The 26,355-nt window shown below is 59.6% G+C and carries 25 protein-coding genes, 1 tRNA gene and 3 pseudogenes; 10 read left to right on the forward strand and 19 right to left on the reverse strand.

Features of this window, described 5'->3' with window-relative positions:
* Nucleotides 1–48: 48 nt before the first annotated feature.
* Nucleotides 49–1,211, reverse strand: a pseudogene (locus BSK43_RS23155) (N-acetylmuramoyl-L-alanine amidase).
* 731 nt (nt 1,212–1,942) lie between these two features.
* Between BSK43_RS23155 and BSK43_RS23160 the strand changes: the two are divergent.
* A pseudogene (locus BSK43_RS23160) lies at nt 1,943–4,809 on the forward strand (Rne/Rng family ribonuclease).
* 240 nt (nt 4,810–5,049) lie between these two features.
* On the opposite strand, the gene BSK43_RS23165 reads toward BSK43_RS23160, so the two are convergent.
* Nucleotides 5,050–6,207, reverse strand: coding sequence for an aminotransferase class I/II-fold pyridoxal phosphate-dependent enzyme (locus BSK43_RS23165; protein WP_077472787.1), 1,158 nt, complete (start codon nt 6,205–6,207; stop codon nt 5,050–5,052).
* A gap of 212 nt (nt 6,208–6,419) precedes the next feature.
* Between BSK43_RS23165 and BSK43_RS23170 the strand changes: the two genes are divergently transcribed.
* The 6 genes and pseudogenes from BSK43_RS23170 (at nt 6,420) to BSK43_RS23195 (ending at nt 11,317) form a co-directional block, all read left to right on the forward strand.
* Nucleotides 6,420–7,187, forward strand: coding sequence for a DsbA family protein (locus tag BSK43_RS23170; RefSeq protein ID WP_077472752.1), 768 nt, complete (start codon nt 6,420–6,422; stop codon nt 7,185–7,187).
* Nucleotides 7,188–7,371: 184 nt separating this feature from the next.
* Nucleotides 7,372–7,809 (forward strand): type II 3-dehydroquinate dehydratase, encoded by a 438-nt coding sequence (gene aroQ, locus BSK43_RS23175; protein ID WP_077472753.1) that lies wholly within the window; start codon nt 7,372–7,374, stop codon nt 7,807–7,809.
* 24 nt (nt 7,810–7,833) lie between these two features.
* Nucleotides 7,834–8,303: pseudogene (accB, locus tag BSK43_RS23180) on the forward strand (acetyl-CoA carboxylase biotin carboxyl carrier protein).
* A 4-nt stretch (nt 8,304–8,307) separates the two neighbouring features.
* Nucleotides 8,308–9,660 carry an acetyl-CoA carboxylase biotin carboxylase subunit gene (accC, locus tag BSK43_RS23185; protein WP_205910648.1) on the forward strand — a complete coding sequence of 451 codons (1,353 nt, stop codon included), beginning with the start codon at nt 8,308–8,310 and terminating at the stop codon, nt 9,658–9,660.
* A gap of 3 nt (nt 9,661–9,663) precedes the next feature.
* The gene (aat, locus tag BSK43_RS23190; protein WP_077472756.1) at nt 9,664–10,287 is read left to right on the forward strand and encodes a leucyl/phenylalanyl-tRNA--protein transferase; all 624 of its coding nucleotides are present in this window, start codon (nt 9,664–9,666) and stop codon (nt 10,285–10,287) included.
* Nucleotides 10,288–10,357: 70 nt separating this feature from the next.
* Entirely contained in the window at nt 10,358–11,317 is a 960-nt protein-coding gene (locus tag BSK43_RS23195) for a DUF2167 domain-containing protein (protein ID WP_077472757.1), read from the forward strand.
* A gap of 236 nt (nt 11,318–11,553) precedes the next feature.
* Here BSK43_RS23195 and BSK43_RS35790 read toward each other — a convergent pair whose 3' ends face one another.
* Nucleotides 11,554–11,808, reverse strand: a complete 255-nt coding sequence (locus BSK43_RS35790; protein ID WP_246662695.1) for a hypothetical protein — start codon at nt 11,806–11,808, stop codon at nt 11,554–11,556.
* On the opposite strand from BSK43_RS35790, the gene BSK43_RS23200 reads away from it, so the two are divergent.
* Nucleotides 11,738–12,355, forward strand: a complete 618-nt coding sequence (locus BSK43_RS23200; protein WP_246662655.1) for a DUF1062 domain-containing protein — start codon at nt 11,738–11,740, stop codon at nt 12,353–12,355. The genes BSK43_RS35790 and BSK43_RS23200 overlap by 71 nt on opposite strands.
* Here BSK43_RS23200 and BSK43_RS23205 read toward each other — a convergent pair whose 3' ends face one another.
* The 6 genes from BSK43_RS23205 to BSK43_RS23230 form a co-directional block, all read right to left on the reverse strand.
* Nucleotides 12,356–12,796: a DUF2155 domain-containing protein gene (locus tag BSK43_RS23205; protein WP_077472758.1), complete on the reverse strand. Its 441-nt coding sequence runs from the start codon at nt 12,794–12,796 to the stop codon at nt 12,356–12,358.
* A gap of 104 nt (nt 12,797–12,900) precedes the next feature.
* The gene (locus BSK43_RS23210; RefSeq protein ID WP_068386003.1) at nt 12,901–13,299 is read right to left on the reverse strand and encodes an NADH:ubiquinone oxidoreductase subunit NDUFA12; all 399 of its coding nucleotides are present in this window, start codon (nt 13,297–13,299) and stop codon (nt 12,901–12,903) included.
* A gap of 105 nt (nt 13,300–13,404) precedes the next feature.
* Nucleotides 13,405–13,872: a GNAT family N-acetyltransferase gene (locus tag BSK43_RS23215; RefSeq protein WP_077472759.1), complete on the reverse strand. Its 468-nt coding sequence runs from the start codon at nt 13,870–13,872 to the stop codon at nt 13,405–13,407.
* A gap of 20 nt (nt 13,873–13,892) precedes the next feature.
* A complete protein-coding gene (locus BSK43_RS23220) occupies nt 13,893–14,396 on the reverse strand; it encodes a GNAT family N-acetyltransferase (RefSeq protein WP_077472760.1) in 504 nt (167 codons plus the stop codon).
* Between the two features lie 3 nt (nt 14,397–14,399).
* Nucleotides 14,400–15,905: an Asp-tRNA(Asn)/Glu-tRNA(Gln) amidotransferase subunit GatB gene (gene gatB / locus BSK43_RS23225; protein WP_077472761.1), complete on the reverse strand. Its 1,506-nt coding sequence runs from the start codon at nt 15,903–15,905 to the stop codon at nt 14,400–14,402.
* An 87-nt stretch (nt 15,906–15,992) separates the two neighbouring features.
* Nucleotides 15,993–16,502, reverse strand: a complete 510-nt coding sequence (locus BSK43_RS23230; protein WP_077472762.1) for a GNAT family N-acetyltransferase — start codon at nt 16,500–16,502, stop codon at nt 15,993–15,995.
* A 300-nt stretch (nt 16,503–16,802) separates the two neighbouring features.
* Between BSK43_RS23230 and BSK43_RS23235 the strand changes: the two genes are divergently transcribed.
* Nucleotides 16,803–17,060 carry a YjhX family toxin gene (locus tag BSK43_RS23235; protein WP_077472763.1) on the forward strand — a complete coding sequence of 86 codons (258 nt, stop codon included), beginning with the start codon at nt 16,803–16,805 and terminating at the stop codon, nt 17,058–17,060.
* Nucleotides 17,061–17,121: 61 nt separating this feature from the next.
* Here the strand turns inward: BSK43_RS23235 and BSK43_RS23240 are convergent, their stop codons facing one another.
* The 7 genes from BSK43_RS23240 to BSK43_RS23275 form a co-directional block, all read right to left on the reverse strand.
* Entirely contained in the window at nt 17,122–19,122 is a 2,001-nt protein-coding gene (locus BSK43_RS23240; RefSeq protein WP_077472764.1) for a DUF4139 domain-containing protein, read from the reverse strand.
* A 158-nt stretch (nt 19,123–19,280) separates the two neighbouring features.
* Entirely contained in the window at nt 19,281–20,426 is a 1,146-nt protein-coding gene (locus tag BSK43_RS23245; protein WP_348641762.1) for a slipin family protein, read from the reverse strand.
* A gap of 59 nt (nt 20,427–20,485) precedes the next feature.
* Nucleotides 20,486–20,701: a hypothetical protein gene (locus BSK43_RS23250; RefSeq protein ID WP_136687203.1), complete on the reverse strand. Its 216-nt coding sequence runs from the start codon at nt 20,699–20,701 to the stop codon at nt 20,486–20,488.
* Nucleotides 20,702–20,765: 64 nt separating this feature from the next.
* Nucleotides 20,766–20,833 (reverse strand) — tRNA-Ile (locus tag BSK43_RS23255).
* 354 nt (nt 20,834–21,187) lie between these two features.
* Complete coding sequence (gene gatA, locus BSK43_RS23265) at nt 21,188–22,669, reverse strand: Asp-tRNA(Asn)/Glu-tRNA(Gln) amidotransferase subunit GatA (protein ID WP_136687205.1); 1,482 nt, start codon at nt 22,667–22,669, stop codon at nt 21,188–21,190.
* A 58-nt stretch (nt 22,670–22,727) separates the two neighbouring features.
* The gene (gatC, locus tag BSK43_RS23270; protein ID WP_015339557.1) at nt 22,728–23,015 is read right to left on the reverse strand and encodes an Asp-tRNA(Asn)/Glu-tRNA(Gln) amidotransferase subunit GatC; all 288 of its coding nucleotides are present in this window, start codon (nt 23,013–23,015) and stop codon (nt 22,728–22,730) included.
* A 68-nt stretch (nt 23,016–23,083) separates the two neighbouring features.
* Nucleotides 23,084–23,794, reverse strand: coding sequence for a metal-dependent hydrolase (locus BSK43_RS23275; protein ID WP_077472766.1), 711 nt, complete (start codon nt 23,792–23,794; stop codon nt 23,084–23,086).
* A gap of 117 nt (nt 23,795–23,911) precedes the next feature.
* Between BSK43_RS23275 and ruvX the strand changes: the two genes are divergently transcribed.
* Nucleotides 23,912–24,406 (forward strand): Holliday junction resolvase RuvX, encoded by a 495-nt coding sequence (gene ruvX, locus BSK43_RS23280; protein WP_077472767.1) that lies wholly within the window; start codon nt 23,912–23,914, stop codon nt 24,404–24,406.
* On the opposite strand, the gene BSK43_RS23285 is transcribed toward ruvX, so the two are convergent.
* The 3 genes from BSK43_RS23285 to BSK43_RS23300 all read right to left on the reverse strand — a co-directional run bounded on the left by BSK43_RS23285 (nt 24,343) and on the right by BSK43_RS23300 (nt 26,354).
* The gene (locus BSK43_RS23285; RefSeq protein WP_077472768.1) at nt 24,343–24,675 is read right to left on the reverse strand and encodes a DUF6105 family protein; all 333 of its coding nucleotides are present in this window, start codon (nt 24,673–24,675) and stop codon (nt 24,343–24,345) included. The genes ruvX and BSK43_RS23285 overlap by 64 nt on opposite strands.
* Before the next feature lie 300 nt (nt 24,676–24,975).
* On the reverse strand, nt 24,976–25,632 hold the full coding sequence (locus tag BSK43_RS23295; protein ID WP_068385978.1) for a TetR/AcrR family transcriptional regulator: 657 nt from the start codon (nt 25,630–25,632) through the stop codon (nt 24,976–24,978).
* A 104-nt stretch (nt 25,633–25,736) separates the two neighbouring features.
* On the reverse strand, nt 25,737–26,354 hold the full coding sequence (locus tag BSK43_RS23300) for a GNAT family N-acetyltransferase (RefSeq protein WP_077472770.1): 618 nt from the start codon (nt 26,352–26,354) through the stop codon (nt 25,737–25,739).
* Nucleotide 26,355 lies beyond the last annotated feature (1 nt).

Below are 26,355 nucleotides of genomic sequence, written 5' to 3' on the forward strand. Positions count from 1 at the left end.
TCACCGCTGTTACATGGAAGCCACGGCTGACGCTTGGCTTGAAGCTCCTTAACCGCCGTTTGCGATGATCGATACCCGATACTGCTTGACGGCCTCCGTCAGCCGGTCGGCGACCTTCTGGCGCCAATCCTCGTTGAGCAGAAGCTTTTCATCCTCCTTGTTGGAGAGGAAACCCAGCTCGAGCAAGATCGAGGGCACATCCGGCGCCGTCAGGACCTGGAAGCCTGCGTGGCGATGCGGATTATTGATCATGGAGATCTGGCCGGTAAACGAGGACAACACGTCCTGTGCCAACGAAATGGAGAAGGCCTGCGTCTCGCGACGGGTAAGATCCATCAGAATGTCGGTAACGGCAGCCGGCTGCGTCTTGGTCTCGGTACCCGCGATCTGATCGGAATTGTTTTCGCGATCGGCCACTTCGCCGGCAAGCCGGTCGGACGCCTTGTCGGAGATCGTATAGACCGTCGCGCCGCGAATATCCTTCTGCTTGAGCGTATCGGCATGCAAGGAAATAAAGAGCGAGGCTCTGTTCTGCCGGGCGATCGTCACGCGCTCCGAAAGCGACAGATACTGGTCCTTGTCGCGAGTCAGGAAGGCCTTGATGCCCGGTTGAGCATTCAGCTTGTCGGCAAACATCTTGGCGAAGGCCAGCGTGATGTCCTTTTCCTGCGTCACGCCATCCGTGCCGGTCGCGCCAGCGTCGATACCGCCATGCCCGGCGTCGACGGCCACGAGGAACGTGTTCGGGTCGGCCTTCTGCGCTGGCTCGACTGGACCGACATCCTTGGCCGTATCGTCGCTCGTCCAGCTCTGTTGCTTGACTAATTCCGCAAATTGGTCCGCCGGCAGCATTTCGGCATCGAGCACGAGACGATGTCCCTTGCCGTTCTCGTCAGCCTGCGCCTTGGCCATGACCAGCTTCACGGGCTTCTTCGCCGTCAGCACGATGCGGGCGCTATCGGCGTCCATCGTACCGTAGCGAATATCCTTGAAGAGACCGGTCGGCTTGAGATCGGCGGCCGGAAAGCCGAAAGCCGTTGCCGGAAGATCGACCACGACGCGGACCGGATTGTCGAGATAATGCACGGTGAAGGTCGCTCGCGATCCATGTCTATGACGATGCGCGTGCGGGCATCGTCACCTGCTATGCGGGCACCGTAGGCGAGCAGGGAGCCGTCGGCAGCCATCGAAGGCGCGAGTGGCGCAAACATCGCCAGCGCCACAAGGGTAAAGGCCGCCGTCGCAAGTCGCAAAGCCTTCACACCGATCTCCGCCACATGCCGCAATCCCTTTAACAATTATCCAACGCGCCCCATATCGGTTCCGACGTTGTTTTTGAAGCCCCAATAACGGGAACCAGGTTACGTGATGGATGCCATCTGACGATGTGCTTCGAAGAGAATCGACAGACGCTCTCCTGTGCTCTCATCATCCGACGAATCCATCAATATTATGGCATACTTGGCTTTTCCCTTGCTATTGTGACAGATAAAACATACAACGCACATTAGGGTAGAAGTGTTGACGGGATAGAGTCGTCGCAACGGCAGCCGCCTCGAGTACCAGGCGCCATAAGCGGCATTCATCCGACGTCTGCAGTGCTTCTATTCGAAATAGTGGATATCTGGATTTCCGGTTTCAGACGGGAAATTCATCGGTGGAGAGTCACCAAACGCTCTTTAGAGAGCACATTCATCGGACCCCGCTTGTGGGTCTAAGGCATAGTCGATCTCGCTTGGTTACGGATGTTACCGCAGCAGCTTTTTCACAAAGTCAACAGACCCCAGGGAAGTAACGCCCCGGTTGCCGTCTGGATGCTGTCACCGCCGAATAACCAATCGCGACTTTCATTATCCGGTGCAGCAACGGTGGAACATATCCGGCTTGTCCATGTGACAGGCAGGCTCCCTTCCGGTTGCCGGCGCCGAGGAGCACAGCTTTCATGGCAGACAAAATGCTTATCGATGCGTCTCACGAGGAAGAGACGCGCGTCGTTGTCGTTCGCGGGAACCGCATAGAAGAATTTGACTTCGAGTCCCAGCACAAGAAGCAGATACGCGGCAACATCTATCTCGCAAAAGTAACCAGGGTCGAACCCTCGCTGCAGGCCGCTTTCGTTGATTACGGCGGCAATCGGCATGGCTTTCTGGCCTTTGCGGAAATTCACCCCGACTATTATCAAATCCCCCTCGCCGACCGGCAGGCGCTGCTGAGAGCCGAAGCCGAGGAACATCGCCGCGACGACGATGTCGAGCATGTGGAAACCGCGCTCGATCTTTCGCAGCAGGAACAGCCGGATATCGGCATCCATGCCAAGGAGAGCGAAGAGGCTGCCGTGTCTGCGGCGATCGCAGAAGAGGCGCCTGCCCCAGAAGCAGCCGCTCCCGTCGATGAGGCTCCGGCCAAGAAGGCAGCGAAGCCGCGCCGCAGCCGCAAGAAGGTAGTCGCCGCCGAAGAAGCGCCCCCTGCCGAGGCCAAGGTCGACGCACCCGGCGACGAGGAGGAAGGTCCTTCCGGCGAGATGGCCGCGATGGTCGAAACCGATTCGATTTCCGAAGATGTCGACCTTTCCAAGCGTCGCCATGACGACGACGACGATGATCACGACCATGAAGAGGAAGTGATCGAGTCGGTCGGCGCCGAAGACGCGATGGAAGAGGTTCCGGACCGCGTGCAGCGCAAGCCGCGCAAGCAGTATCGTATTCAGGAAGTCATCAAGCGCCGGCAGATCCTGCTGGTGCAGGTGGCCAAGGAAGAGCGCGGCAACAAGGGTGCGGCGCTGACGACCTATCTCTCGCTCGCAGGCCGCTACTCGGTTCTGATGCCGAACACAGCGCGCGGCGGCGGCATTTCCCGCAAGATCACCAATCCGCAGGACCGCAAGCGCCTGAAGGAAATCGCCAAGCTGCTCGAAGTGCCGCAGGGCATGGGCGTAATCTTGCGCACCGCCGGTGCCAACCGCACCAAGGTCGAGGTCAAGCGCGACTTTGAATATCTGATGCGCCTGTGGGAAAACGTCCGCACGCTGACGCTGGCGTCGACCGCTCCCTGCCTCGTCTATGAAGAAGGCAGCCTGATCAAGCGCTCGATCCGCGACCTCTACAACAAGGACATCGGCGAAGTCATCGTCTCCGGCGAGGAAGGCTATCGTGAAGCGAAAGACTTCATGAAGATGCTGATGCCGAGCCACGCCAAGGTGGTTCAGCCCTATCGCGACATCCATCCGATCTTCTCGCGCTCCGGCATCGAAGCGCAGCTCGACCGCATGCTGCAGCCACAGGTGACGCTGAAATCCGGCGGCTACCTGATCATGAACCAGACGGAAGCGCTGGTTTCGATCGACGTGAACTCCGGCCGCTCGACCCGCGAGCATTCGATCGAGGACACCGCGCTCCAGACGAACCTTGAAGCCGCCGATGAAGTGGCCCGCCAGCTTCGCCTGCGCGACCTTGCCGGCCTGATCGTCATCGACTTCATCGACATGGAAGAAAAGCGCAACAATCGCGCCGTCGAGAAGAAGCTGAAGGAATGCCTGAAGAACGATCGCGCCCGCATCCAGGTCGGCCGCATCTCGCATTTCGGCTTGCTGGAAATGTCGCGCCAGCGCATCCGCGCATCGGTTCTCGAAAGCACCACGCAGATCTGCTCGCATTGCGGCGGAACCGGCCATGTGCGCTCGCAGTCGTCCGTCGCGCTGCACGTCCTGCGCGGCATCGAGGAATATCTCCTCAAGAACACGACGCACGACATCACCGTGCGCACGACGCCGGACATTGCGCTGTACCTGCTGAACCACAAGCGCCAGACGATCGTCGATTACGAAACCCGCTTCGGCGTCGCCATCATCATCGGTGCCGATAATTCCGTTGGCACGCAGCACTTCGCGATCGACCGCGGCGAGCCGGTGGCCAATCCGGTCAAGATCGAAAGCCTGTTCAACTTCGCCGCAATTCCCGAGGACGATGACGACGATATCGTCATCGAGGCCGACGAGGAAGAAGACGAAGAGCTGGAAGAAAAGGCTGCAGCGACCGAACAGCAGCCGGCGGCCCGCTCCGAAAGCAATGAGAATGGCCGCAAGCGCAAGCGTCGTCGCCGCCGTCGCGGACGCGGCAATGACACCCAAACTGCCTCCGGCTCCGACGATACCTCCGCGAGCGATGCTGCCGAGGACGGAGAAGAAGGTGACGAGGATGAAGATGACGTCAATGCTGACGCCGCCGCATCCTCCGATGATGACGATGCACAGCAGAAGCGCAAGCGCCGTCGTCGCGGCAAGCGCGGCGGTCGCCGCAACCGTGAAAACGAGGGTGGCGAACAGGGTGCAAATGGCGAATCCGGCTCGGCCGAAGCGCTTGAAGCCAAGGGTGATGACGAGAACGAAACGACTGTAACGGTCGCTGAAATCGCCGTCTCCGAAGCCGAAGCTGCTGTCGAAGCTCAGCCGGCCATGGCAGCCGTCGAGACGGCCGCCAGCGTTACCGAGGATGTGAAGCCTGCGAAGGGCCGCAGCCGCCGCAAGCCCAAAGCCGTCGAAGCATCGCCTGTCGAGACACCGATCGTGGAGGAAGCTCCTGCGGCCGACATCGAAACCGAGACGGTTGCCGAGATCACCGAAGCCCTTGATAGCGCCGCGGAACCGGCCGCTGTCGAGGAACAAGCCAAGCCGCGCGCGCCAACCGCGAGTCCAACGTCTCGTCCTCCGAGCCGGTGGTCAAATCCACCCGCACCAATGAGGGCGGCGATGGCGACAGCGATCCGACCAAGCCGAAGAAGGCCGGCTGGTGGCAGCGCCGCGGTTTCTTCTGAACATTGTTGTTCGGAACGAATAAATAAAAACCGGCCGTGGCGACACGGCCGGTTTTTCTGTTTTGAAGAACAATAAGAGCGGCGCTAATCTTCCAAGCTCGGCGACAATACCCGCCACACCCCATCCTGAAGAGTGTGGTCGGCCTATGGCCCAAAGAGGTAAGCCCATTACCTCGCAGTTTGATTCAAGTTCTTACCAGCGGATCTTCAAAAGCCGCCACAAGTCTTTGATCGCGGATTCTATTTCAGCCAAGCCGCCATGCGTTCGGTCGCTTCCTCGATCTCGGCATTCGAGCCGGCATAGGAGAAGCGTATGGCGCGATGCCCTTCGAGCGGGTCGAAATCAAGACCCGGCGTGGCGGCAACATTGATTTCCGCCAGCATCTTGCGGGCGAAGGCCATGCTGTCATTGGTGAAGCGGCTGACATCGGCATAGGCGTAGAAAGCGCCATCCATTGGCGAGGCAATTCGAAAGCCGATCTCCGGCAGGCGACGCATCAGGAAATCGCGGTTGCGACCATAGCTGTCGCGATAGCTGTCCAGCTCCTCCCCCGCGCCAAGGGCTGCTTCGGCGGCGATCTGGGAAAGTTCCGGCGCAGAGATGTAGAGGCTTTGGGCGACACGTTCGATGGGGCGCACCAGTCGCTCCGGCAACACCATCCAGCCGATGCGCCAGCCGGTCATGCAGTAATATTTCGAAAAGGAGTTGATGATGATCGCTTCGTCGGTCAGCTCCAGGGCGCTTGTCTCTTCGCCGACAAAGGTGAGCCCGTGATAGATCTCGTCGGAGATGAAGGCTATGGAACGATCCGCGCAATAATCGGCGAGTGCCTTCAGCGCCGCCCTGCCCGTCACCGTCCCTGTGGGATTGGCGGGGCTGGCGAGCAACACGCCCTTCAGCCGCTTGCCGCTGGCGATCTGCGCAGCCTCAAGGCTTTCCGGCGTCAGGGTGAATTGCGTTTCCTCGCTCACCGGAACTTCTACAACATCGAGCCCCAATGCGGCTAGGATATTGCGATAGGCGGGGTATCCCGGACGGGCGATGGCGACGCTATCGCCGGCATCGAACAAGGTGAGGAAGGCGAGATTGAAACCCGCCGACGAGCCTGTGGTGATTGCGATGCGCTTGGGGTCGACCGACAGGCCGTGACGCGTCTTGTAGTGAGCGGAGAGCGCCTGCCTCAGCGCCAGCGTGCCGAGCGAATCCGTATAGCCGATGCGGCCGTGACCAAGCGCTGCGCGCGCCGCTTCAAGCGCCGCCTGGGGCGTTGGATGAGACGGCTGGCCGACTGCCATGGAGATGACGGGATGCCCGGCCTGACGCCGCAGCGTCGCCTCGGCCAGCACATCCATGGCATGGAAAGGTTCGACGTCGCTACGCTTGGATAGGGAAAACAAGATCAATTCTCTCTCGGATCGGATTGCCATGCGACATTTGCCGCAATATCCGGCCGTTCACAATCCTGCGATTGCGGCTTTGCCGCGAAAATTCCTGTTTCTGGAAATAAGCATGCGCCGTAAATTGCCCATGCATATTTGCGGATGTTAACCCGACGGTGCTATGCCGCATCTGAAAATGAAGTCTCCGCATAGATCCAAACGAGGACCCAATGACCTTTTCTTTCAAAAGCCTGCTGACGGTTTCGGCGATTGCCCTTACAGCATCCTTCGCCGCAATCCAGCCCGCTGCCGCACTGGACGATCAGCAGAAGAAGGAAATCGGGGAGTTCATCAAGGAATACCTCGTCGAACATCCGGAAGTCCTGCTGGATGCGCAGGCGGCACTTGAGAAGAAGCAGGACGAGGCCCGCCTCACTCAGTCGGCCCAGCTAATTGCCCAGAACAAGGATGCTATCTTCAACTCGAAGGATGACGTCGCCATCGGCAATCCAAAGGGCAGCATCACGGTAGTCGAATTCTTCGATTACAATTGCACCTATTGCCGGCATGCGCTGGGGGATATGGACACCTTGCTGAAGCAGGACAAGGACGTGCGTTTCGTCCTGAAGGAGTTCCCGATCCTCGGGGCGGATTCGGTCGCCGCATCGCGGGTTTCCGATGCCTTCCGCAAGCTCGCACCTGAAAAATACGCCCAGTTCCACCATGCGCTTCTGGGAAGCGATGGCCGTGCGTCGGAAGATAGTGCCATCGAGGTTGCCACCTCCCTCGGCGTCAGCGAAGCGGCCATTCGCGCGGAAATGGCCAAGAGCCCGAACAACGACATGATCAAGGCGACCTACCAGCTCGCGACCGATCTGAACGTCACGGGTACGCCGGCCTATGTCATTGGCAATGAAACGATTTCGGGTGCGATCGGGCTCGAAGCCATTCAGCAGAAGATTGCCAACGTCCGCAGCTGCGGCAAGACCAGCTGCTGAGAACCGTATCCCCGCGTCGCGTACTGCTTTTGAGGCCTCATCGAAACCGCACCGATTTCGATGGGGCTCAAAATCGCCAAAATCGCGGCGTTTCCACATCTAGAGACGCGCAACCTTCGCTGCGGGGCTTTCCTATAAGGCCTCGGGAGTCTATAGGTTGCGCTGCACTTAGACGGAACCACTGATGGCGCAAACTATTTTTGTCCTCAACGGACCCAATTTGAACGCTCTCGGCAAGCGCGAGCCGGGCATCTATGGCGGCAAGACGCTGAAGGATATCGAGGCAGACTGTAAGTCCGCCGGCGAAAGCCTGGGCTTCACCATCGATTTCCGCCAAAGCAATCACGAAGGCGTGCTGGTCGACTGGATGCATGAGGCAGGTGATACTGCCGCCGGCGTTGCGATCAATCCCGGCGCCTACGGTCACACGTCGATCGCGCTGCATGATGCAATCCGCGCTATTTCGGTTCCCGTGGTGGAGGTGCATATCTCCAATATCCACGCCCGCGAAGAATTCCGGCACAAATCGATGATCGCGCCCGCTGCCAAGGGCATGATCTGCGGTTTCGGACCTTATAGTTACATCCTGGCGCTTCATGCGCTGAAATCCATCACCCAATAACAAAAATACAGGGCAAGAAATCCAATGGCTGAAAAGAAATCGGGTATCGACCAGGCGCTGATCCGCGATCTCGCCAATATTCTCAATGACACGGATCTCACCGAGATCGAAGTCGAGCAGGAAGATCTGCGCATCCGCGTGTCCCGCGCCGGCAACGTGCAATATGTTCAGGCGCCCGTCGGGACACCTGCGGCGTTTGCCGCTCCTGCCGCCGCTGCACCGGCTGCCGCAGCCGCACCTGCAGGCAAGACGCGCAATCCCGACAACCTCGTCAGCGCGCCCATGGTCGGCACCGCCTACCTGGCGCCGGCACCGGGCTCGGCCGCCTTCATCCAGGTCGGCTCCGTGGTCAAGGAAGGCCAGACGCTGCTGATGATCGAGCCATGAAGACGATGAACCAGATCCCTGCGCCCAAGTCCGGCACGGTGACCGAGATCGTCGTTCAGGACGGACGCCCGGTCGAATACGGCGAACCTCTTGTCGTCATCGAGTAAGCCCATGCCAATGATTTCGAAGATTCTCATAGCCAATCGCGGAGAGATCGCCCTGCGGGTGCTGCGCGCCTGCAAGGAACTCGGCATTGCCAGCGTCGCGGTGCATTCCACCGCCGACGCCGATGCGATGCATGTACGGCTTGCGGATGAGAGCGTTTGCATCGGCCCGCCGCCGTCTCGCGAAAGCTATCTCAACATCCACCAGATCGTTGCCGCCTGTGAGATCACAGGCGCTGACGCCGTGCATCCCGGCTATGGTTTCCTTTCGGAAAATGCCAAGTTCGCCGATATTCTCGATGCGCATGGCATCACCTTCATCGGCCCGACGGCGGATCATATCCGCATCATGGGCGACAAGATCACCGCCAAGACCACTGCATTGCAGCTCGGCATCCCGGTCGTTCCCGGTTCAGACGGCGAAGTGAAAACCGAGGCCGACGCGCTGAAGACGGCGCGCGAGATCGGCTATCCCGTGCTCATCAAGGCAACGGCTGGCGGCGGCGGCCGCGGCATGAAGGTGGCGCGCACGGAAGCGGACCTGGTCGAAGCATGGTCGACGGCACGCACCGAAGCCAGCGCCGCCTTCGGCAATGATTCCGTCTACATGGAAAAATACCTCGGCAAGCCGCGCCACATTGAAGTTCAGGTGTTCGGCGATGGCGAAGGCAATGCCGTCCATCTGGGCGAACGCGACTGCTCGCTGCAGCGCCGTCACCAGAAGGTCTGGGAAGAAGCCAACTCTCCGGCGCTCAACGTCGAACAGCGCATGAAAATCGGCCAGATCTGCGCCGACGCCATGAAGAAGCTGAAGTATCGCGGCGCCGGCACGATCGAGTTCCTCTACGAGAACGGCGAGTTCTATTTCATCGAAATGAACACCCGCCTGCAGGTCGAGCATCCGGTCACGGAAGCCATCACCGGCATCGATCTCGTGCACGAACAGATCCGCGTCGCCTCCGGCGGCGGCCTTTCGGTGACGCAGGATGAAGTGCATTTCCATGGCCACGCCATCGAATGCCGCATCAATGCGGAAGACGCGCGCACCTTCGTTCCCTCCCCCGGCACCATCACGCATTTCCATGCGCCGGGTGGGCTTGGCGTGCGTATCGATTCGGGCGCTTATCAGGGCTACAAGATCCCGCCCTACTACGACAGCCTGATCGGCAAGCTGATCGTGCATGGCCGCACACGCGTCGAATGCATGATGCGCCTGCGCCGCGCGCTCGACGAATTCGTCGTCGACGGCATCAAGACCACCCTGCCGCTGTTCCAGGATCTGGTTTCCAACCAGGATATCGCCAATGGCGACTATGATATCCACTGGCTGGAAGACTACCTGGCCAAGACATCGGCCTAAGCCGTGCCTGGTACGCGCAGCAGACATCCCGGCGTTACCCCGGAGATTTTACTGCGCACCTACTCCATCGGGCTCTTCCCCATGGCGGAATCGGCTGACGACCCGGAGATATTCTGGGTCGAGCCGGAAGTTCGCGGCGTCTTGCCGCTCGATGGCTTTCATGTCTCCAAAAGCCTTGCCAAGACGATCCGCCAGCAGCCTTTCGACATCCGCTTCAACACGGACTTCGGCGGCGTCATCCTAGCCTGTGCCGAGCAGACCAGCGGCCGGCCCAGCACCTGGATCAACCAGACGATCCGTTCCCTCTATATGACACTGCACCACATCGGCCATGCGCATTCTGTCGAGGCCTGGGAGGGCGACAAGCTGGTCGGCGGCCTTTACGGTGTCTCGCTCGGCTCGGCGTTCTTCGGCGAGAGCATGTTCTCCCGCCGCACGGATGCTTCCAAGATCTGCCTTGTCTATCTGGTCGAGCGCTTGCGGCAACGCGGCTTCACCCTGCTCGACACCCAGTTCACCACCGAGCATTTGAAGACATTCGGCGCGATCGATGTGCCGAAGGACGACTACTCAAAGATGCTCGAGAAGGCGATGGAATCGCCCAACTTAAGTTTTGCAAACGACTGAATTTTTCCGTCAATGAATTGATTCTAATCAAGAATGCCCTAAGTTGGCCTCGACAGCCGGGGGTAGTACATTGAAAAATTATCTTGCAATCGCCGTTCTCGCCGCTTTGGCAGCCGCAACGCAGGCCGATGCCAAATCCTTCCACGACATGTTCGGCGCCGAGCCTCCGACAGGGCCTGCAGCCACAGTGCTGAAACAGCTGAACTTTCAGCAAGGCGCGATCAAGCTCTCAGCAGCAGATGCGACGCTGAACATTTCGGATCAGTTCTACTATCTCAATCCGGACGATACGAGGAAGGTACTGGTGCAACTCTGGGGCAATCCGGAGAGTGCCGCCAGCACCACGCTCGGCATGATCTTTCCGGCAAAATATCCGCCGACCGATCCGCACTCATGGGGTGCGGTCATCGACTATGATAAGAGTGGTCACGTCTCCGACGATGATGCCGCATCAACTGACTATAATGAAGTGCTGAAGCAGATTCAGGACGCGATCAAAGAGGCAAACCCGGAACGCGAGCAGCAGGGCTATGATCCGATCACGCTTGTCGGCTGGGCGGAGCCGCCGCATTACGACAAGGCAACGCACGCCCTGCACTGGGCGCGCGATCTGATCTTCGGCAAGGATCAGAACGGGGAGCATACGCTCAACTACTCCGTCCGCGTTCTCGGGCGCGAGGGCGTGACGGAACTCGATTTCATTGCCGGGCTCGATCAGTTGCAGGAAATCAACACCGCCATTCCAAGCGTCATCAACACCGTGCAGTATGACAGCGGCAAGCGTTATGCCGATTTCGTCAATGGCGACAAGATCGCCGCCTACAGCATGGCAGGGATGATCGCGGCGGGCGCCGGCGTGAAGATTGCGGCAAAGCTCGGCTTCCTTGCCATCGTTCTGGGTTTCTTCAAGAGTTTTGGCGTCGCCCTTCTCGCCCTCAAGAAAGGATTGATCGTCGTCTTGGCGGGTGTGGTTGCCGCTGGCCGCAAGGTTCTCGGCATGTTTCGTCGCAAGAGAAACACCGACGCCTGAGACAATCCCGGCCTGAAGCTTTCGGGGCTTCAAACTACGGTTGTTATTTGCTATCGCTCAACGCGAAGAGCGTTGGTGCACAGAGGTTCCGCTTTGCCGTCGTAAATACCGGTCTCATCCAGTTTCACCCTATGCATGGGTAGCCCAGCGCTGCCTATGCACGATCATGTCCATCGGGTGGTGGCCTGAGACCGGTTTGGCATTGTCAAAACGCGCCTAGCGCAGCCATTGCTGTCTCAGCTCTTCAGCCGTCCCCGCAACATCGCCACACCGTGCCCGTAAAGGGCTTGTCCTGCCGCCAGCTTGGTGAACTTCCAGACGGAAGACCAAGACGGTATGTGCAATATTCTTCGGGTTCGATGGACCATTTCTCCCCAGACCGCGCCCCAACCATGGATCGCCTGCAGCGGTTGCGGATGTTTGAAACCCTTCCGATCGAGCGGCAGGATCAGGCTCAATGCCAATGGCAGAAAGCTTGATGCCTGGCTCATCTACAAATGCACCGATTGCGACAAGACCTGGAACCGAACGCTCTTCGAGCGGCGGAACGTGCGTGACCTAAGTCAATCGACACTGGCCGCCTTGCAGAACAGCGATCCGGACTGGGTGCGGCTTCAGGAGTTCGATGTCGATGGACTGAAGCGATACGCACAGCGTATCGACTGGTCGCCCGATGCCGTTGTTCGGAAAGAGATGATCCGGCGCCTGGACGGTTGGACCACGCTTGAGATCGAGCTTGCGGCCGAGTGCGCCGCAAGCCTTCGCCTCGACCGGTTGCTAGCATCCGAGTTTACTATCTCACGACGGAGGCTTCAGACCCTGCATGAGGACGGCAAACTGAAGGTGCATCGGGGCGCGACAACGCCCTGCGTCATCGTATCAAGGCCGGCATGCGCATTGTCATCGATCTATCCGATGACGGGGATCGTGACGCGATCGCTGAAGCGGCCGCAAATCCGCAGGCTGAATAACAAAATGCCCGCGGGAGCCATGCTCCTGCGGGTTAACCATCGTGGCCACGAATTCTCAGCGGATTGATTATTTCGCGCCGGCAGTATCCGGCGCCGGCACGTCGGACTTCTGTTTGCACTCTTTCAGCCAGACGTCGTAGATCGGATGCTCCACAGCGTTGAGGCCCGGGCTGTCGGCAAACATCCAGCCGGTGAAGATGCGGCGGATACGGCGATCAAGCGTGATCTCATCGACCTCGACGAAACCATCCACCTTCTGCTGCTCGGTATCATCGCGCGAGTAGCAGGCACGCGGCGTTACCTGCAACGCGCCGAACTGCACCGTTTCGTTGATGTAGACGTCAAAGGTGGTGATGCGGCCGGTGATCTTGTCGAGGCCGGAAAAAACGGCGACAGGATTGGCAATGCGCGCCGCCTCTGCTGATGGAGCGGACAGGATACCGGCGAGGAGAGCAAGGGCCGCTCCCGATATCGCACGCAAAGAAGTGCTCCGCGTGAAAAACGTCATATCCGCCACTCTCCGCTTGGTCTCGGTCAAAGCGCCGAGCAAGAGCCGGCATATCTCGCGCCTAACGGCCAATTGTGGCCAAAGGACGAGCCGGCTCGCTATGCTCAGTTGCCCGGGGTCCAGGCGTCGTAGTCGCCCGTCACGCGCGGACGCTCGCCGGCAACGGCCAGCGAACCCGGCGGACGATAGGCTTGCGGAGTGCCGGTCTGGTTGGCGCGGTGCTCTTTCTGCCATTCCTTGGCGACGTAGTTTTCCTTGGTCGGGGGAACGTCGGTGCGGTGATGCATCCAGCCGTGCCAGCCCGGAGGAATCGCCGAAGCTTCCGCGTAACCCTTGTAGATTACCCAGCGCTTCTGGAGACCATAGGAGGACATGCCGCCTTCGTAATAGACATTGCCGAATTCATCCTCGCCAACGCGCTTGCCGAAACGCCAGGTCGCGAACCGCGTACCCATTGTCTGACCATTCCACCAGGTGAAGGTTTGTACGATGAAATTCCACATGTCTTTTCCTCGATACCCGCTGAGGGGCGAGCGATACCAGAATTCGATAGCTTGCTTATGCCGCCACGAGATCGGCTTGTCCAGTGATTCCGGCAGGAAACACGGTCATTTCAATGCCATCTTGAAACCGAGATGACTCGGCTTGAAGCCCAGTCTCTCATAGAAACGGTGGGCATCCTTGCGCTGAGCATTCGAGGTTAGCTGCACCAGCCGCATGCCGCGGCTTTTTGCCTCGTCGATGCAGAAATTGATCATCGCAGCACCTATCCCCTGCCCGCGCATATCCGAACGCGTCTGGACCGACTCGATAATCATCGCGGACGATCCCCGAGCATGCAACGAAGTGACGACGATCGTCTGGAAGGTGCCGACGATCTCGCCGGCAAGTTCGGCGGCATAGAGCGTCTGGTCCGAAGATGAGGCGACAGCGCGAAAGGCTCGCAGGTAGTCGTCATAGGCGGAAGGATCAGCGGTATCGCCGTGCCCGCCCACCGCATCGGCGGCAAAAAGCGCTATCAAGGCAGGGAGATCGGATTCCAGCGCTTCGCGGATAACAAGGCGGGTATTTTCCATCTTAGATCTTGCTCGCCGCCCTAATTGTTCACCAACGGCTTCTCAAACACCAGCGTCGGTATGCCCGATTGCCCCGGCCCGTTATTGTCAGTGCGGCCAACTTCGACAAAACCATGCGCCTTGTAGAAGGCGATCGCCGGTTCGTTTTGCGGATCGACTTCGAGCCGCATGATTTCTGCGTCCGGAAAGCAGGTTTCCAGCTCGGCGAAGATGTCGCGGCCGACACCCTGCCGCTGATAGCGCGGGCCGACATAGAGCATGTGCAGCATGACCGTCTTGGTCATTTCCGTGGACATGGCGGCATAGCCCATGCCGCCAATTGCCCTGCCATCGTCGGCAACAAGAAATTCGGCATTCTTTTTCGTCAGCCGTGCCCTCAGCGACGCCAGCGAGTGCCAGGAGGCATGCAATTCGCTGACCTTGTCGGCCCCATAAATATGGTCGTAGGTCGCATGCCAGGTTTCGCGCAACAGAGCACGGACCTTTTCCAGATCCTGCTCGCCGGCGGTGCGGACGAAAAACACCTGCTATTCCTCTTCGATGCCGAGCTTGGCCTTGACCAGCGCCTGCACGGCCTGCGGGTTTGCCTTGCCACCCGTGGACTTCATCACCTGGCCGACGAACCAGCCGGCAAGGGTCGGCTTTGCCTTGACCTTGGCAACCTGATCCGGGTTGGCGGCAATGATCTCGTCGACGGCCTTTTCGATGGCGCCGGTGTCGGTCACCTGCTTCATGCCGCGCGCCTCAACGATCTCAGCGGGATCGCCACCCTCGGTGAGGATGATCTCGAACAGATCCTTGGCGATCTTGCCCGAAATGGTTTCGGCCTTGATGAGGTCGATGATCGCGCCGAGCTGGGCGGGCGAAACCGGAGTCTCTTCAATGTCTTTGCCGATTCTGTTCAGAGCACCCAGCAGGTCGTTGATGACCCAGTTGGCCGCCATCTTGCCGTCACGGCCGGCAGCGACCGCTTCGAAATAGTCGGCGATCGCCTTTTCCGAGACGAGCACGGATGCGTCGTAGATCGAAAGGCCGAGTTCGCGAACGAAGCGCTCCTTCTTGTCGTCGGGCAGCTCAGGCAGATGCCTGGCTAGCTCTGCAACGAAGGCGTCGTCGAACTCGAGCGGCAGCAGATCCGGATCGGGGAAATAGCGGTAGTCATGCGCATCTTCCTTGGTGCGCAGCGAACGCGTTTCGCCCTTGTTCGGATCGAACAGGCGGGTTTCCTGATCGATCTTGCCGCCATCCTCCAGAATGCCGATCTGCCGGCGCGCTTCGTATTCGATCGCCTGACCGATGAAGCGGATGGAGTTGACGTTCTTGATTTCACAGCGCGTGCCGAATTCGCCGCCCGGGCGGCGGACCGAAACGTTGACGTCGGCGCGCATGGAGCCCTCGTCCATGTTGCCGTCGCAGGTGCCGAGATAACGCACGATCGAGCGCAGCTTCGTCATATAGGCCTTCGCCTCGTCCGACGAGCGGATATCCGGCTTGGAGACGATTTCCATCAGCGCGACGCCGGAGCGGTTGAGATCCACATAAGACATGGTGGCGTGCTGGTCGTGCAGCGACTTGCCGGCATCCTGCTCCAGATGCAGACGTTCGATACCGATCTCGATATCTTCGAACTGGCCCTGACGGTCCGGGCCGAGCGAGATGACGATCTTGCCCTCGCCGACGATCGGGTCCTTGAACTGCGAGATCTGATAGCCTTGCGGCAGGTCGGGATAGAAATAGTTCTTGCGGTCGAAGATCGAACGATTGTTGATCTGCGCCTTCAGGCCAAGGCCCGTGCGCACGGCCTGCGCGACGCATTCCTCGTTGATGACGGGCAACATGCCGGGCATGGCGGCATCGACCAGCGAGACGTTGGAATTCTGCGGCTTGCCGAACTCGGTCGAGGCACCGGAGAAGAGCTTGGAATTGCTCAACACCTGGGCATGGACTTCCATGCCGATAACGATTTCCCAATCGCCGGTGGCACCGGGAATGAAGCGTTTCGGATCTGGCGTGCGGACGTCGACAAGGGTCATGGGAAGCTCTTGAAATGCTGTTCTTCTGAACTTTGTGAGGTAGAGCAATTGGCGAGATGGCGCAAGGCTTTCGGCACTGCCGGCGCGCTATATGCCGGGACCATAGGCGCCGTCGCCGTCCTCGACCAGCGCTTTCGAAAGTCCAATCGTCGGAACGTCGCTATCGAGCTTCGGCGAATAGACGATCGACAACCAGCGGATCTCGTAGCCGTGCGCCTTGAAGAAGCCGATCGCGTCGGCATTGCCGGCGTGCGTGTGAAGGGAGATCTTTTCCAGTCCCTGCTCGCGCACATCCTGCTCGATGCGTGCCAGCAGCGCCGAGCCCAGTCCCTGACGAAGGAAACCGGGGTCGATCCAGAAATCGGAGATGGTCTCATCGAGCGCCTCACGCGCCGCCCAGCCGACAACTTCCGCATTCAGTTCGATGATCGTGATCGTCAGCCACATATTGCGGGTGAAATTGGCAAAGGCGTCGCTGGCGCTCTCCAGAAGCTCACCCGAGCCTCCGATCGCGCCCATGGCCTTCTGCCAGGAGCGCACGCCTATACTCGCCAATACCTCGGTTTCACCCTCATGGGCATTGCGAATATGGATCATCAAGCCCCCGCCATTTCCGGTAGTAAAGCACCGGAGCGTGGCTTTTTCCAGCGGCGAGATTCGCGGTTGCACATCGCATTTTATACCGCAGATACGGTTGCGCTTGACTGCCGGGCGCAACCTGTTTTAAACACGGCGCCTCGACGGAGTTTTTATGTCCACCTTTTGTCAGACCCGGTAAAGGCCTCGCTCGCAAGTTCGCTTGCGTGCCAGGCCTGAAAAACGAAGCCCCGACTTCCCTCCAGGGAAGCTTCGGATCGTTTTGTTGCGCCCTATGGCGCATTACGGATTCTGACTCCAATGGATATTTCTCGCGCGGAACAGCGCATTCTCCACCTGCTCGCTCAGGGCGGGCGCATCGAACTCGAACGCACCGAAAAGAAGAAAATCGAGACCGCCAGTTGCTACACGCGCGACGGCTGGCTCTATCCCGATTTCGGGATTGAACTCTTTCGCAGGCTCAGACGGCTGAAGGCCATCCGGTCCACCGACGGTCAACCCTACCGGATCACGGAAAAGGGGCTGAAGCTGGTGAGGGCGCAGCTAGACAATCGATAGAGCAAGGACGAGAGCCGCCCGATGAGGCGGCTCTCTCCAATAGGCGCTACCGACGTGGCGATCAGAATGTTCTGATGATGTCAGTCACCTTGTCGCCGCGGCGATCGCTTTCTTGCTGCACCGTATCGCGCCTTTCGTTCATCGAGGCAATCTGGTCCTCGCTATCCGCCAGAGCCTTCAAATAGCGCTTTTTCAGATCGCTATTGTCGGGCACGGCGCCGAGATTGCGCCTTATCCGTTCCTGATCGTTGATGGTTTTCTCGATTTCGCTGTCGAGGCTCGCCAGTTCGTTCTGGATCGCGACCTGCCTTTTGCGCGCGTCAGCCAGATTTGCGAGCTTGTCCGTGAGTGCCTTGTCCTGTGTCGAGGCCGACCACCCGAGCAGCATGTCCGGTTCAACATCGACCAGGGCATAGCTATTGCTCTGAAGCTGCTCGTCGACTGCCGTCAGCGTCTTTTCCGTACCAGCCGGCACGACCACCTTGAGCCGTTGATGCGTTGCAGTCTTGCCGAAACTCTCAGCCGAAGAGAACGACCAGCCGTCCCGGATCGGATGCTCGATAATAACGGTCCGCTCGCCATCAAGCGCACCGGACACGGTGTATGTCGTGGTCTGGCGATATCTAACGGTGGCATTCATCACGCCATCGGAAACCTTGAGGGCGGCGATTTCCTCCGTTGGCGTCTGCTGTTCGCTGATCGATACCTTGCGATCGGTGGCAAAGCTGGCGAGGCGCGTGTCATCCTTGGGCAGCGCCGACAGCTGGGAATCGCCGATATAGCCGGTTTTGCTATCGTAGAGGGTCAGAATTCCCGCCGGCAAGCTGACCCCGGTGGTGTTCTTCAGCATCACGGCGGCGATAGGATTGCGAAAGGCGCTGCCGGCCCGATACATGTCCACCATGTCGGCCTCCACATCCGCATCCTTGATCGGCACCGACAAGGTATCGCCATTGGCCAGATCGTAGGTTCCCGGAAGCTCGAAGGTGGCGGAAATATCGCTTTCGGTTGCCGCTGTTGGATTTCCGGCGGCAACTTGCATCGGTTCTGCCGGCCGCGCCAACTCGTCGGTCGCATAGGCCTGCGCATCCGCCATTCTTTTGGCCTCATAATGCATGGCCCCGGCGGGTGCGGGCGCCGCGGCGCTGGATGCCAGCCGCCGCCTGTTGGAAAGATCGCCGCTGTCCGGATCGGGGACATTGTTCGACGTCGTGTTGACAGGCACTTCCTGCCGCTCTCTCCAATAAAGCTGGTGCAGGCCCTGCTTCAGCGTCACCGGTTCGGCGGAGGTCAGCGTCAGCTTGATGCCCTTCCAATCCTCGCCGCTGGCATTTTCCAGCACCGTCCACGCCTGCAGGCGCGCCTTGTTATTTCCATCGATGACGACCTTGTAGGCCGTTTTCCAGATCGGTGACGGAACGACATAGGTGAGACCGATATCACCGCTGTTCTTCACGCCATTCACCTTGATATCGATGGCGCGGGTGCGATCGTTCTTGCCGCGGGCAATGGCTGCCGTCGCCTTGGCGAGCTTTGCCCTCGTATCGGGATCGTCAAAGCGGACGGACGCATCCTGGCCGAGCGCCAGCGTCTCCACCGCGCCATCCTTGTCGATGACGGTCAGCAGATAAGTCGATGTCTTCTCGTCGGCCTTCCTGGCCTCTATGCCGAGGATGCTTCCTTCAACGGTCTTGCCACCGCTGGTAACCGCCACCTTGGCGCCCTGCATCGATGTCAGAAGCGACGGCACGGAGGAGAGTGCTTCCAGACTGAATGGCAGGCCCTTGAATGTCTCTTGCAAGGGCTGTGGCCCTGCCAGCGACATGCCGGCCACCGAACCCGCGGACCCGTTGACCACAAGGCTCTTCAGGATATCGTCAACCTGATCGAGCGGCACCTCGATCCGGATCACGCCGTCGCTATTGATATCGGCCGCTCGCGAAACCTGGGCCAGACCGCCCGAGGACAAGGTGATGGATCGAATGGCCCCATTGTCGGCCGCCAGCACGATCGCTGGAGATGACACGCTGAGGAGCAGGATCGCCGTGACTTGCTTGAGCATGAAGAGACCTTCCGATTCGGTTGCAGTGGACGAGACCAAGCGGCTCGCTGCAATTTATGATCGTATTTCGGTCCAAAGTGTGATGGCGCGTGGGCGGAATATTGGCACACGCAAAAAGGGCCGCTCGGATTTTCGGGCGGCCCTTCCTGTCAGTGGCATCAGATATCGCGAAGCTTGACGAGATCGTTCATCAAGCCGCTCGTGCCGTTGTGGATCGTCAGCTTATCCACCTTGCCGGCGATAGCTTCCAGAGCCTCGAGCTCCTTCAGGCGCAGCATGACCGGATGCTCCGCCATCACCTTCGCCGTGTTCAGCAACGAACGGGTGGCGTTCGTTTCCTCACGGCGGCGGATGACGTTGGCTTCCGCCTGCTTCTCGGCGGCAACCACCTGGTTCAGGATCTCACGCATATCGCCCGGCAGGATCACATCCTTCAGTTCGATATCCGAGATTTCCACACCGATCACTATCATGTCCTCGCGCACCTTTTCGGCCGCTTCGGCGTTGATGGAGACGCGGCGCTCCAGGATCTGGTCCAGCGTCATCGTGCCGAGCGTCCGGCGGAAAGCCAGTTGCAGAGCACGATAGAGCGCATCCGCGAAATCCTTGACGGAGCCGACGGCCTTGACCGGATCGACCACGCGGTAATCCGCGGAGATGTTGACACGGATCGTCACGCGATCCTTGGTCAGGAGTTCCTGCCCCGCAACATCAAGCGACTGACGCTTCAGATCGACGATCTTGACCTGTAGCGCCTTGCCGACATTCCAGAAGGTATGCATGCCCGGATCGAGCGTCCGCAGGTAGATGCCGTCGACGAACAGCAGACCCACCTGCCCTTCGAGCACGGCGTAGCTGCCGACGAACTCATGCTTCCGTGCCAGCCCAAGGCGACGCGCGAGGACCCGGTCGACGGATAGTTCGTCTGCGGTATCGACGCGTATTTCCTTCCACGGGCCTGCTTCCTTCCAGACAACAAGCTTCTGGCTCGGACCAAGTGTGGCGTAAATTGCGCCATCGCGCTCGATGACGGCAACCTGGCCAACATCGGTACGGAATACGGCCAGATGATACTCGGCAACCTCCGGGAGCTTTTCGAACAACGCCTTCTCGTAGACCGATGCAAAAACCGGATTGGTCAGATCGTAGCGGAAAACATCAAGGTTGTTGTGTCGGTTCGGCAATACATGCTGACCCGGCCCGAAAATGCCAAGAATCGTCCCCTTGTACAGGGCGACCAGACGTTCGTTTTCCTTAACGAGGACGCGCTTGCGTCCCAAGATCTTATCGAGAAATGTCATCATTGTTCCTACTCCTTCGGTATGCGCTACGTCATAGACCGATGTTCCTTTCGTGTTTCGTTTCATGTGCCGATCATCGAGATCCGGAGACCGGTGGCAGTGACGACGGGCGGATTTGCGAAGAGCGGGTTGCGCAGTATCCCGACGGCTTTGGAGCGCTTCCTCCTTGCTGGCCGGGGCACGGCGAAATCTTCATCACCAATCAAGCCCATAATCCCGGCGCTCGTCCATCTATCCGGCAATCCCTGGAGATTACGCGGATATCCGAACTTGCGCATTCCGGTCCCCGGACCGTCATTGGTAAACAGCTTCGCGGGCTGGTGCCGGCCTTTCGACCGGCGGTTGGAAAAGGATTCGAACCTTTGACAATCAGATTATAAGTCTGATGCTCTACCAAGCTGAGCTATCCATTTGGCTGGTGCAGCGGGATTCGAACCCACGACCTCCGGACGAACATCCGGTGCTCTACCTAACTGAGCTATACTCCAAAAGCCTTCCCGTCTCCCGACACGGCATTCGTATACAGAACGGCAAACCGCCTGCACGGGAGGAGTTTTGGAGCTCCAACCATCAACGCTCGCATCGGCACGACGACCGGGAGTGCGCGTATAGCTCCAGTTTAGAATCGTTTCAAGGTAGAGAAATGAGCGTACACGCTTATGCGCACGTGTTGTTGCAATTATAACACGACTTATTGATGTGCAGTTTGCTCTAGAAAGACCACGCCGATCACTTGATCGGCGGTGGTCATAAAAAAGCGGTGCTTACCACCACTTCGCCGGCGTGAACTTGCCGGCGGCCTGCTCGATGACGTGGGCCGTCTTGAAGAGGGTTTCTTCGTCGAACGGCTTGCCGATAAGCTGCAGGCCGAGCGGCAGGCCCTTCGGGTCGAGGCCGGCGGGGACGGCGATGCCGGGGAGGCCAGCCATGTTGACCGTCACCGTGAAGATATCGTTGAGGTACATCTTCACCGGATCGGAAGCGAGGTCCTCGTCGGCGATGCCGAAGGCCGAGGACGGCGTGGCGGGCGTGAGGATGGCGTCCACGCCGGCGTTGAAGGCAAGCTCGAAATCGCGCTTGATCAGTGTACGGACCTTCTGGGCGCGCAGGTAATAGGCGTCGTAATAGCCGGCCGACAGAACATAGGTGCCGATCATGATGCGGCGCTTCACTTCCTGGCCGAAACCGGCAGCACGCGTCTTCTCGTACATGTCGACGATATCCTTGCCGTCGACGCGCAGGCCGTAGCGGACGCCGTCGTAGCGGGCAAGGTTCGAGGAGGCCTCGGCGGGCGCGACGATGTAATAGGCCGGCAGCGCATATTTGGTGTGCGGCAGCGAGATGTTGACGATCTCGGCGCCGGCGTCCTTCAGCCAGGCAATGCCTTGCTGCCAGAGCTTTTCGATCTCTTCCGGCATGCCATCGACGCGGTATTCGTTCGGAATACCGATCTTCATGCCCTTCAGCGACTGGCCGAGCGAGGCTTCATAGTCCGGCACGGCCAAGTCGACGGAGGTCGTGTCCTTCGCATCGACGCTTGCCATCGACTTCAGGAGGATGGCGGCGTCGCGCACGTCGCGGGCGATCGGGCCGGCCTGATCGAGCGACGAGGCGAAGGCGACGATGCCCCAGCGCGAGCAGCGGCCATAGGTCGGCTTGATGCCGACGGTGCCGGTGAAGGCGGCCGGCTGGCGGATGGAGCCGCCGGTATCCGTGGCGGTGGCGCCGGCGCAAAGATGCGCGGCAACGGCAGCGGCCGAACCGCCGGACGAGCCGCCCGGAACGAGTTGCTGGTTGGTACCTTCGGCGCGCCATGGGTTGATGACCGGGCCGTAATAGGAGCTCTCGTTGGACGAGCCCATGGCGAACTCATCCATGTTGAGCTTGCCGAGCATGACGGCGCCGACGTTCCAGAGGTTCTGCGTCACGGTCGATTCGTAGCGCGGCTGGAAACCGTCGAGGATGTGGCTGCAGGCCTGGGTGTGGATGCCTTCGGTGCCGAACAGGTCCTTGATCCCGAGCGGAATGCCTTCAAGCGCGCCGGCCTTGCCGGCTGCGAGGCGTGCGTCCGAAGCCTTGGCCATGTCTAGCGCCTTTTCCGGCGTCACCTTGATATAGGCATTGATCTGACCGTTGGCCGCATCGATCGCCGAGATATAGGCTTCGGTCAGTTCGGTGGCGGTAATCTGCTTGGCGCGCAGCTTGTCGCGGGCTTCGGCAATGGTCAGGCTGGTCAGTTCGCTCATTTTGTTTCGCTTCAGATCTGGAATTGGGCAACGGGTCGGAAAGGCTCGAAGGGAACCGTTATTCGACGACTTTGGGCACCAGGAAGAAATTCTGATCGGTATTCGGCGCGTTCGCAACGATGTCGGCGGCCTTGTTGCCGTCTGTGACTTCGTCGGTGCGCTTCTTCATTGCCATCGGCGTGACCGAGGTCATGGCCTCGACGCCATCGACATTCACTTCGGAGAGCTGCTCGACGAAGCCCAGAATGCCGTTCAGCTCGCCCATCATCCGCTGCGCTTCGTCTTCATTGACGGCGATGCGGGCAAGATGGGCGACGCGTTTGACAGTGGCGAGATCGACGGACATGGCATTCTCCGGATAGGATTTTTCTCACTCGCTATAAAGACCATGCCCGCCATACGCAACGGGTATCGTCAGGCAGAAACGCTCTCGCCCACCTTCGGCGCGGCAACCGCCGTCTTCGAACCTTCCATGCCGACAACGAACTTTTCCGCGGTCTGGTCGATGAAGGGGAAGCTGCCATAGTGGCAGGGGATGGCGGTCTTGAAGTTGAAGAAGCGCTGGCAGGCGAGTGCGGCCACGGCACCGCCCATGGTAAAGCGGTCGCCAATCGGCAGGATGCCGATATCGGGTTGATGCAGTTCGTTGATCAGGGCCATATCCGAGAAGATGTCGGTATCGCCCATGTGGAAGAGCGATGCTTCATCGTCAAAATGCAGCATCAGGCCGTTCGGGTTGCCGAGTGCGTGGGAAACGCCATCTTCGGTGATCTGGGCGGAAGAGTGCAGCGCATTGGTAAAGGTGGCCGAGAAGCCGCCGAGGCTGACGGTGCCGCCGGTATTGCCCATTTCCAGCTTCTCGACGCCCTTCGTGCCGAGCCAGGAGGCGAGATCGGCATTGGCGAGAACGACAGCGCCGGTGTCCTTGGCGATCTGAACCGTATCGCCGACGTGGTCGGCATGGCCGTGCGTCAAAAGGATATGGGTCACGCCTTCGGCGGCATCCTTGATGTTGAGGCCGGCGGCGGCAAAGGAAGGATTATAGGTCAGGAAAGGATCGATCAGTATTTTCGCCTTCGCCGTTTCGATACGAAAAGCGGCATGGCCGAGCCAAATGATCTTCATTGGGTTTATCCTTATGACTTGATTTGCAATGGAAGGCTGGTGTCTAGGAGATATCTCAAACCGCGACAAAGAAAAGCGGCTTTGACTTCAATTTGTTTTGACAGGAGCGAAAGCCCGATGACGACGCTGACTATCGAAGATCTGGCCGTGATGCTTCTGCCCGGCCAGGCAGTCGCCGGCCTCGATCTCGGCACCAAGACGATCGGGCTGGCCATGTCCGATCTCGGCCGGCGTTTCGCCACGCCGCGCCCGGTGATCAAGCGGGTCAAGTTCACCCAGGACGCCCAGACCCTGCTCGCCTTCGCAGAGAAGGAGAAGGTCGCCGCCTTCATCATCGGCCTGCCTGTCAATATGGATGGCTCTTCGGGGCCGCGCGTCCAGGCCACCCGCGCCTTCGTGCGCAGCATGGCCGACAAGACCGCCCTGCCCTTCGTCTTCTGGGACGAGCGGCTTTCGACCGTCGCGGCCGAACGGGCACTTCTGGAAATGGACGTCTCGCGCGCCAAGCGAGCCGAGCGCATCGACTCGGCGGCGGCGAGCTTTATTCTTCAGGGAGCCTTGGACAGGCTGTCGGCGCTCGGCAGGACTACCCTGCCGGATCTTGACGCCTGACGGCGCTTCCACCAGGCAATGATGGCGGCGCGGCGGCGAAAGCCGAAGATCGCAAAGACAAGCAGACTGTCGAAGGCGATGGCGCGGGCGACCAGCGGCGGAATGGTTTCCGGCGGAATGCCGAGGATCTTGCCGTAGATATCGAACACCAGGTCATGCATCTGGCGCGTCAGCATGAAGATGCCGAAGCTCATGTCGTAGTACGACAGATAATACCAAGCCCCGAGAAACGAGACGGGCCCAGCCCAGCAAATCAACAACCACTTCATGCGGTACCCCTTCGACGCTGAAATTGCGTCGTGCCAGCCGAAAGGACGAACCAGTTCGACAGCGCCATGGCGCTCAAAACCACCGCGGGCCAGTTTATATCTAGTGCGAGCACGGCGAAGAACATCATCGCCACGACAAGAAACACTAATTTTGCGGGTCTCAACCCCATGGCTGCACGCTTGATGGTTAACAATCGGTCTCTTCACAGTGACGAGTTAACCGGTGCGGCGCAACGTAAACCATTTGTTAAGGTTAACAGCGCCGCGGGCTTGTGGATATCTCTCGAACGGGCGCCGGCATCAGCCGTAAACGCCGCGTACGATCCGCTTCAAGGAGGCTGCCGCCTTCTCCCAATCCTTGGCGTTTTTCAAAGGAAGACCGGCGCATTGATCGCTGACCGCTGCCGACAGGACAAGATGCTGGATGGCCGCGAAGATCATGGCGTTGACCGCCTGCGCATCGACCCCTTTCGGCGGTGTCAGCGAGCCGCGCATGCGCTCGATCCAGCCCGCCAGCGCCTTGGAACGGGCCTCGGACAATCGGCGGACCTGCTCGCTGTTTTCCGAGACTTCCCAGGCGACAATGCGGCGCATCAACGGGTCGGCGCGCAGGGCGTCGAGAAATAGCAGAGCAAGGCGCTCCATCAGATCGCCATAGGTCAGAAGGAACATGCCGCCGGTGTCGTCGGGAATGCGGTCCTTCACCCAGTCTCCGAGATCCGTGCCGATCGCTTCCACAAGGCCGTTGAGGCCGCCATAATAGCGGTAGATCAGCTGCTTGTCGCAGCCGGCACCGCGCGCCACCGCATTGATGCCGAAATTCTGGAACCCCTCCTCCGCCAGAAGCCGCTTGGCAGCATCGAGGATCGCCTGCTCGGTCGCGGCGCGGTTGCGCACCCGCTTTTCCGCAACGGGCGTTTCCAACGGTATTTTAACGGCTGCGTTTGCAACGGCCATCGACTCAGCTCCACTCTGTCACCGAGCGGTGAGTAGCAAGCCGCATCGACGCGAACAACAAAGCTGTGGGCAGCGATATCATCTAAGCCCGCAAATCCACAGATTTAGAGCGATTGGCCAAACCATACGGTCGTTTCCGACGCGAGACCCGCGGGCAGTTCCACCGGCACGAAACCCCGCGACGACCAGAAGCGGATCGCGCCGTGATTGCCGGAATTGGCACCGAGATGAATGCCCTTGACACCTTTGGCGCGGGCATTCTCAATCCAGCGACCGAGCAAAGCCGTGCCGATGCCCTTCCCCTGAGCCCTCGGCAACAGGTTCATATGAATATGTGCGGGAAAGCGATCTGTGAGGAAGGTGGGCACTCGGTTCGGACGATGGATTGCGGATATACGCCGCTGGTCGGCATCCCAAAGCGTCGGATCTCCCGACGAAGCGGCATATTGCCGGCGCAAACCCGGCCACCATTCGCGCTCAAGCCGGTCTTCGAAAGCGACCGTATCGAAGGCGCCGGAAATATAGCCAAAGACACCTTCGCCATCCTCGGCGACGAAGACCAGTTCGGGAAGAAGCTTCGCATAGGGCGCCGAATAAATATGCCCGATCAAGCGTCCGTCGCGGTGAAGGGGCGTCGCATCCTTGCCGGCATCGCCCGTCTTCAGCGAAATCGCATAGAGCTGGCCAATATCGTCGGGTTGGACGGGTCGGATCGAAACCATG

Source organism: Rhizobium sp. P44RR-XXIV (genome assembly GCF_001999485.2).
In the GTDB taxonomy this organism is placed as follows: Bacteria; Pseudomonadota; Alphaproteobacteria; order Rhizobiales; family Rhizobiaceae; genus Rhizobium.

What these genes read in the sequence shown, in the direction of transcription:
- BSK43_RS23215 (WP_077472759.1), bottom strand. Translation starts at nt 13,872, where the DNA reads ATGGAAAATACCCGCCTTGTTATCCGCGAAGCGCTGGAATCCGATCTC.
- BSK43_RS23250 (WP_136687203.1), bottom strand. Translation starts at nt 20,701, where the DNA reads ATGCGCAAGTTCGGATATCCGCGTAATCTCCAGGGATTGCCGGATAGA.
- BSK43_RS23245 (WP_348641762.1), bottom strand. Translation starts at nt 20,426, where the DNA reads ATGATGACATTTCTCGATAAGATCTTGGGACGCAAGCGCGTCCTCGTT.
- BSK43_RS23295 (WP_068385978.1), bottom strand. Translation starts at nt 25,632, where the DNA reads ATGGCCGTTGCAAACGCAGCCGTTAAAATACCGTTGGAAACGCCCGTT.
- BSK43_RS35790 (WP_246662695.1), bottom strand. Translation starts at nt 11,808, where the DNA reads ATGAGCCAGGCATCAAGCTTTCTGCCATTGGCATTGAGCCTGATCCTG.
- BSK43_RS23240 (WP_077472764.1), bottom strand. Translation starts at nt 19,122, where the DNA reads ATGCTCAAGCAAGTCACGGCGATCCTGCTCCTCAGCGTGTCATCTCCA.
- BSK43_RS23285 (WP_077472768.1), bottom strand. Translation starts at nt 24,675, where the DNA reads ATGAAGTGGTTGTTGATTTGCTGGGCTGGGCCCGTCTCGTTTCTCGGG.
- BSK43_RS23235 (WP_077472763.1), top strand. Translation starts at nt 16,803, where the DNA reads ATGGATATTTCTCGCGCGGAACAGCGCATTCTCCACCTGCTCGCTCAG.
- ruvX (WP_077472767.1), top strand. Translation starts at nt 23,912, where the DNA reads ATGACGACGCTGACTATCGAAGATCTGGCCGTGATGCTTCTGCCCGGC.
- aroQ (WP_077472753.1), top strand. Translation starts at nt 7,372, where the DNA reads ATGGCGCAAACTATTTTTGTCCTCAACGGACCCAATTTGAACGCTCTC.
- gatC (WP_015339557.1), bottom strand. Translation starts at nt 23,015, where the DNA reads ATGTCCGTCGATCTCGCCACTGTCAAACGCGTCGCCCATCTTGCCCGC.
- BSK43_RS23230 (WP_077472762.1), bottom strand. Translation starts at nt 16,502, where the DNA reads ATGATCCATATTCGCAATGCCCATGAGGGTGAAACCGAGGTATTGGCG.
- accC (WP_205910648.1), top strand. Translation starts at nt 8,308, where the DNA reads ATGCCAATGATTTCGAAGATTCTCATAGCCAATCGCGGAGAGATCGCC.
- BSK43_RS23170 (WP_077472752.1), top strand. Translation starts at nt 6,420, where the DNA reads ATGACCTTTTCTTTCAAAAGCCTGCTGACGGTTTCGGCGATTGCCCTT.
- BSK43_RS23275 (WP_077472766.1), bottom strand. Translation starts at nt 23,794, where the DNA reads ATGAAGATCATTTGGCTCGGCCATGCCGCTTTTCGTATCGAAACGGCG.
- BSK43_RS23205 (WP_077472758.1), bottom strand. Translation starts at nt 12,796, where the DNA reads ATGACGTTTTTCACGCGGAGCACTTCTTTGCGTGCGATATCGGGAGCG.
- gatA (WP_136687205.1), bottom strand. Translation starts at nt 22,669, where the DNA reads ATGAGCGAACTGACCAGCCTGACCATTGCCGAAGCCCGCGACAAGCTG.
- gatB (WP_077472761.1), bottom strand. Translation starts at nt 15,905, where the DNA reads ATGACCCTTGTCGACGTCCGCACGCCAGATCCGAAACGCTTCATTCCC.
- BSK43_RS23300 (WP_077472770.1), bottom strand. Translation starts at nt 26,354, where the DNA reads ATGGTTTCGATCCGACCCGTCCAACCCGACGATATTGGCCAGCTCTAT.
- BSK43_RS23210 (WP_068386003.1), bottom strand. Translation starts at nt 13,299, where the DNA reads ATGTGGAATTTCATCGTACAAACCTTCACCTGGTGGAATGGTCAGACA.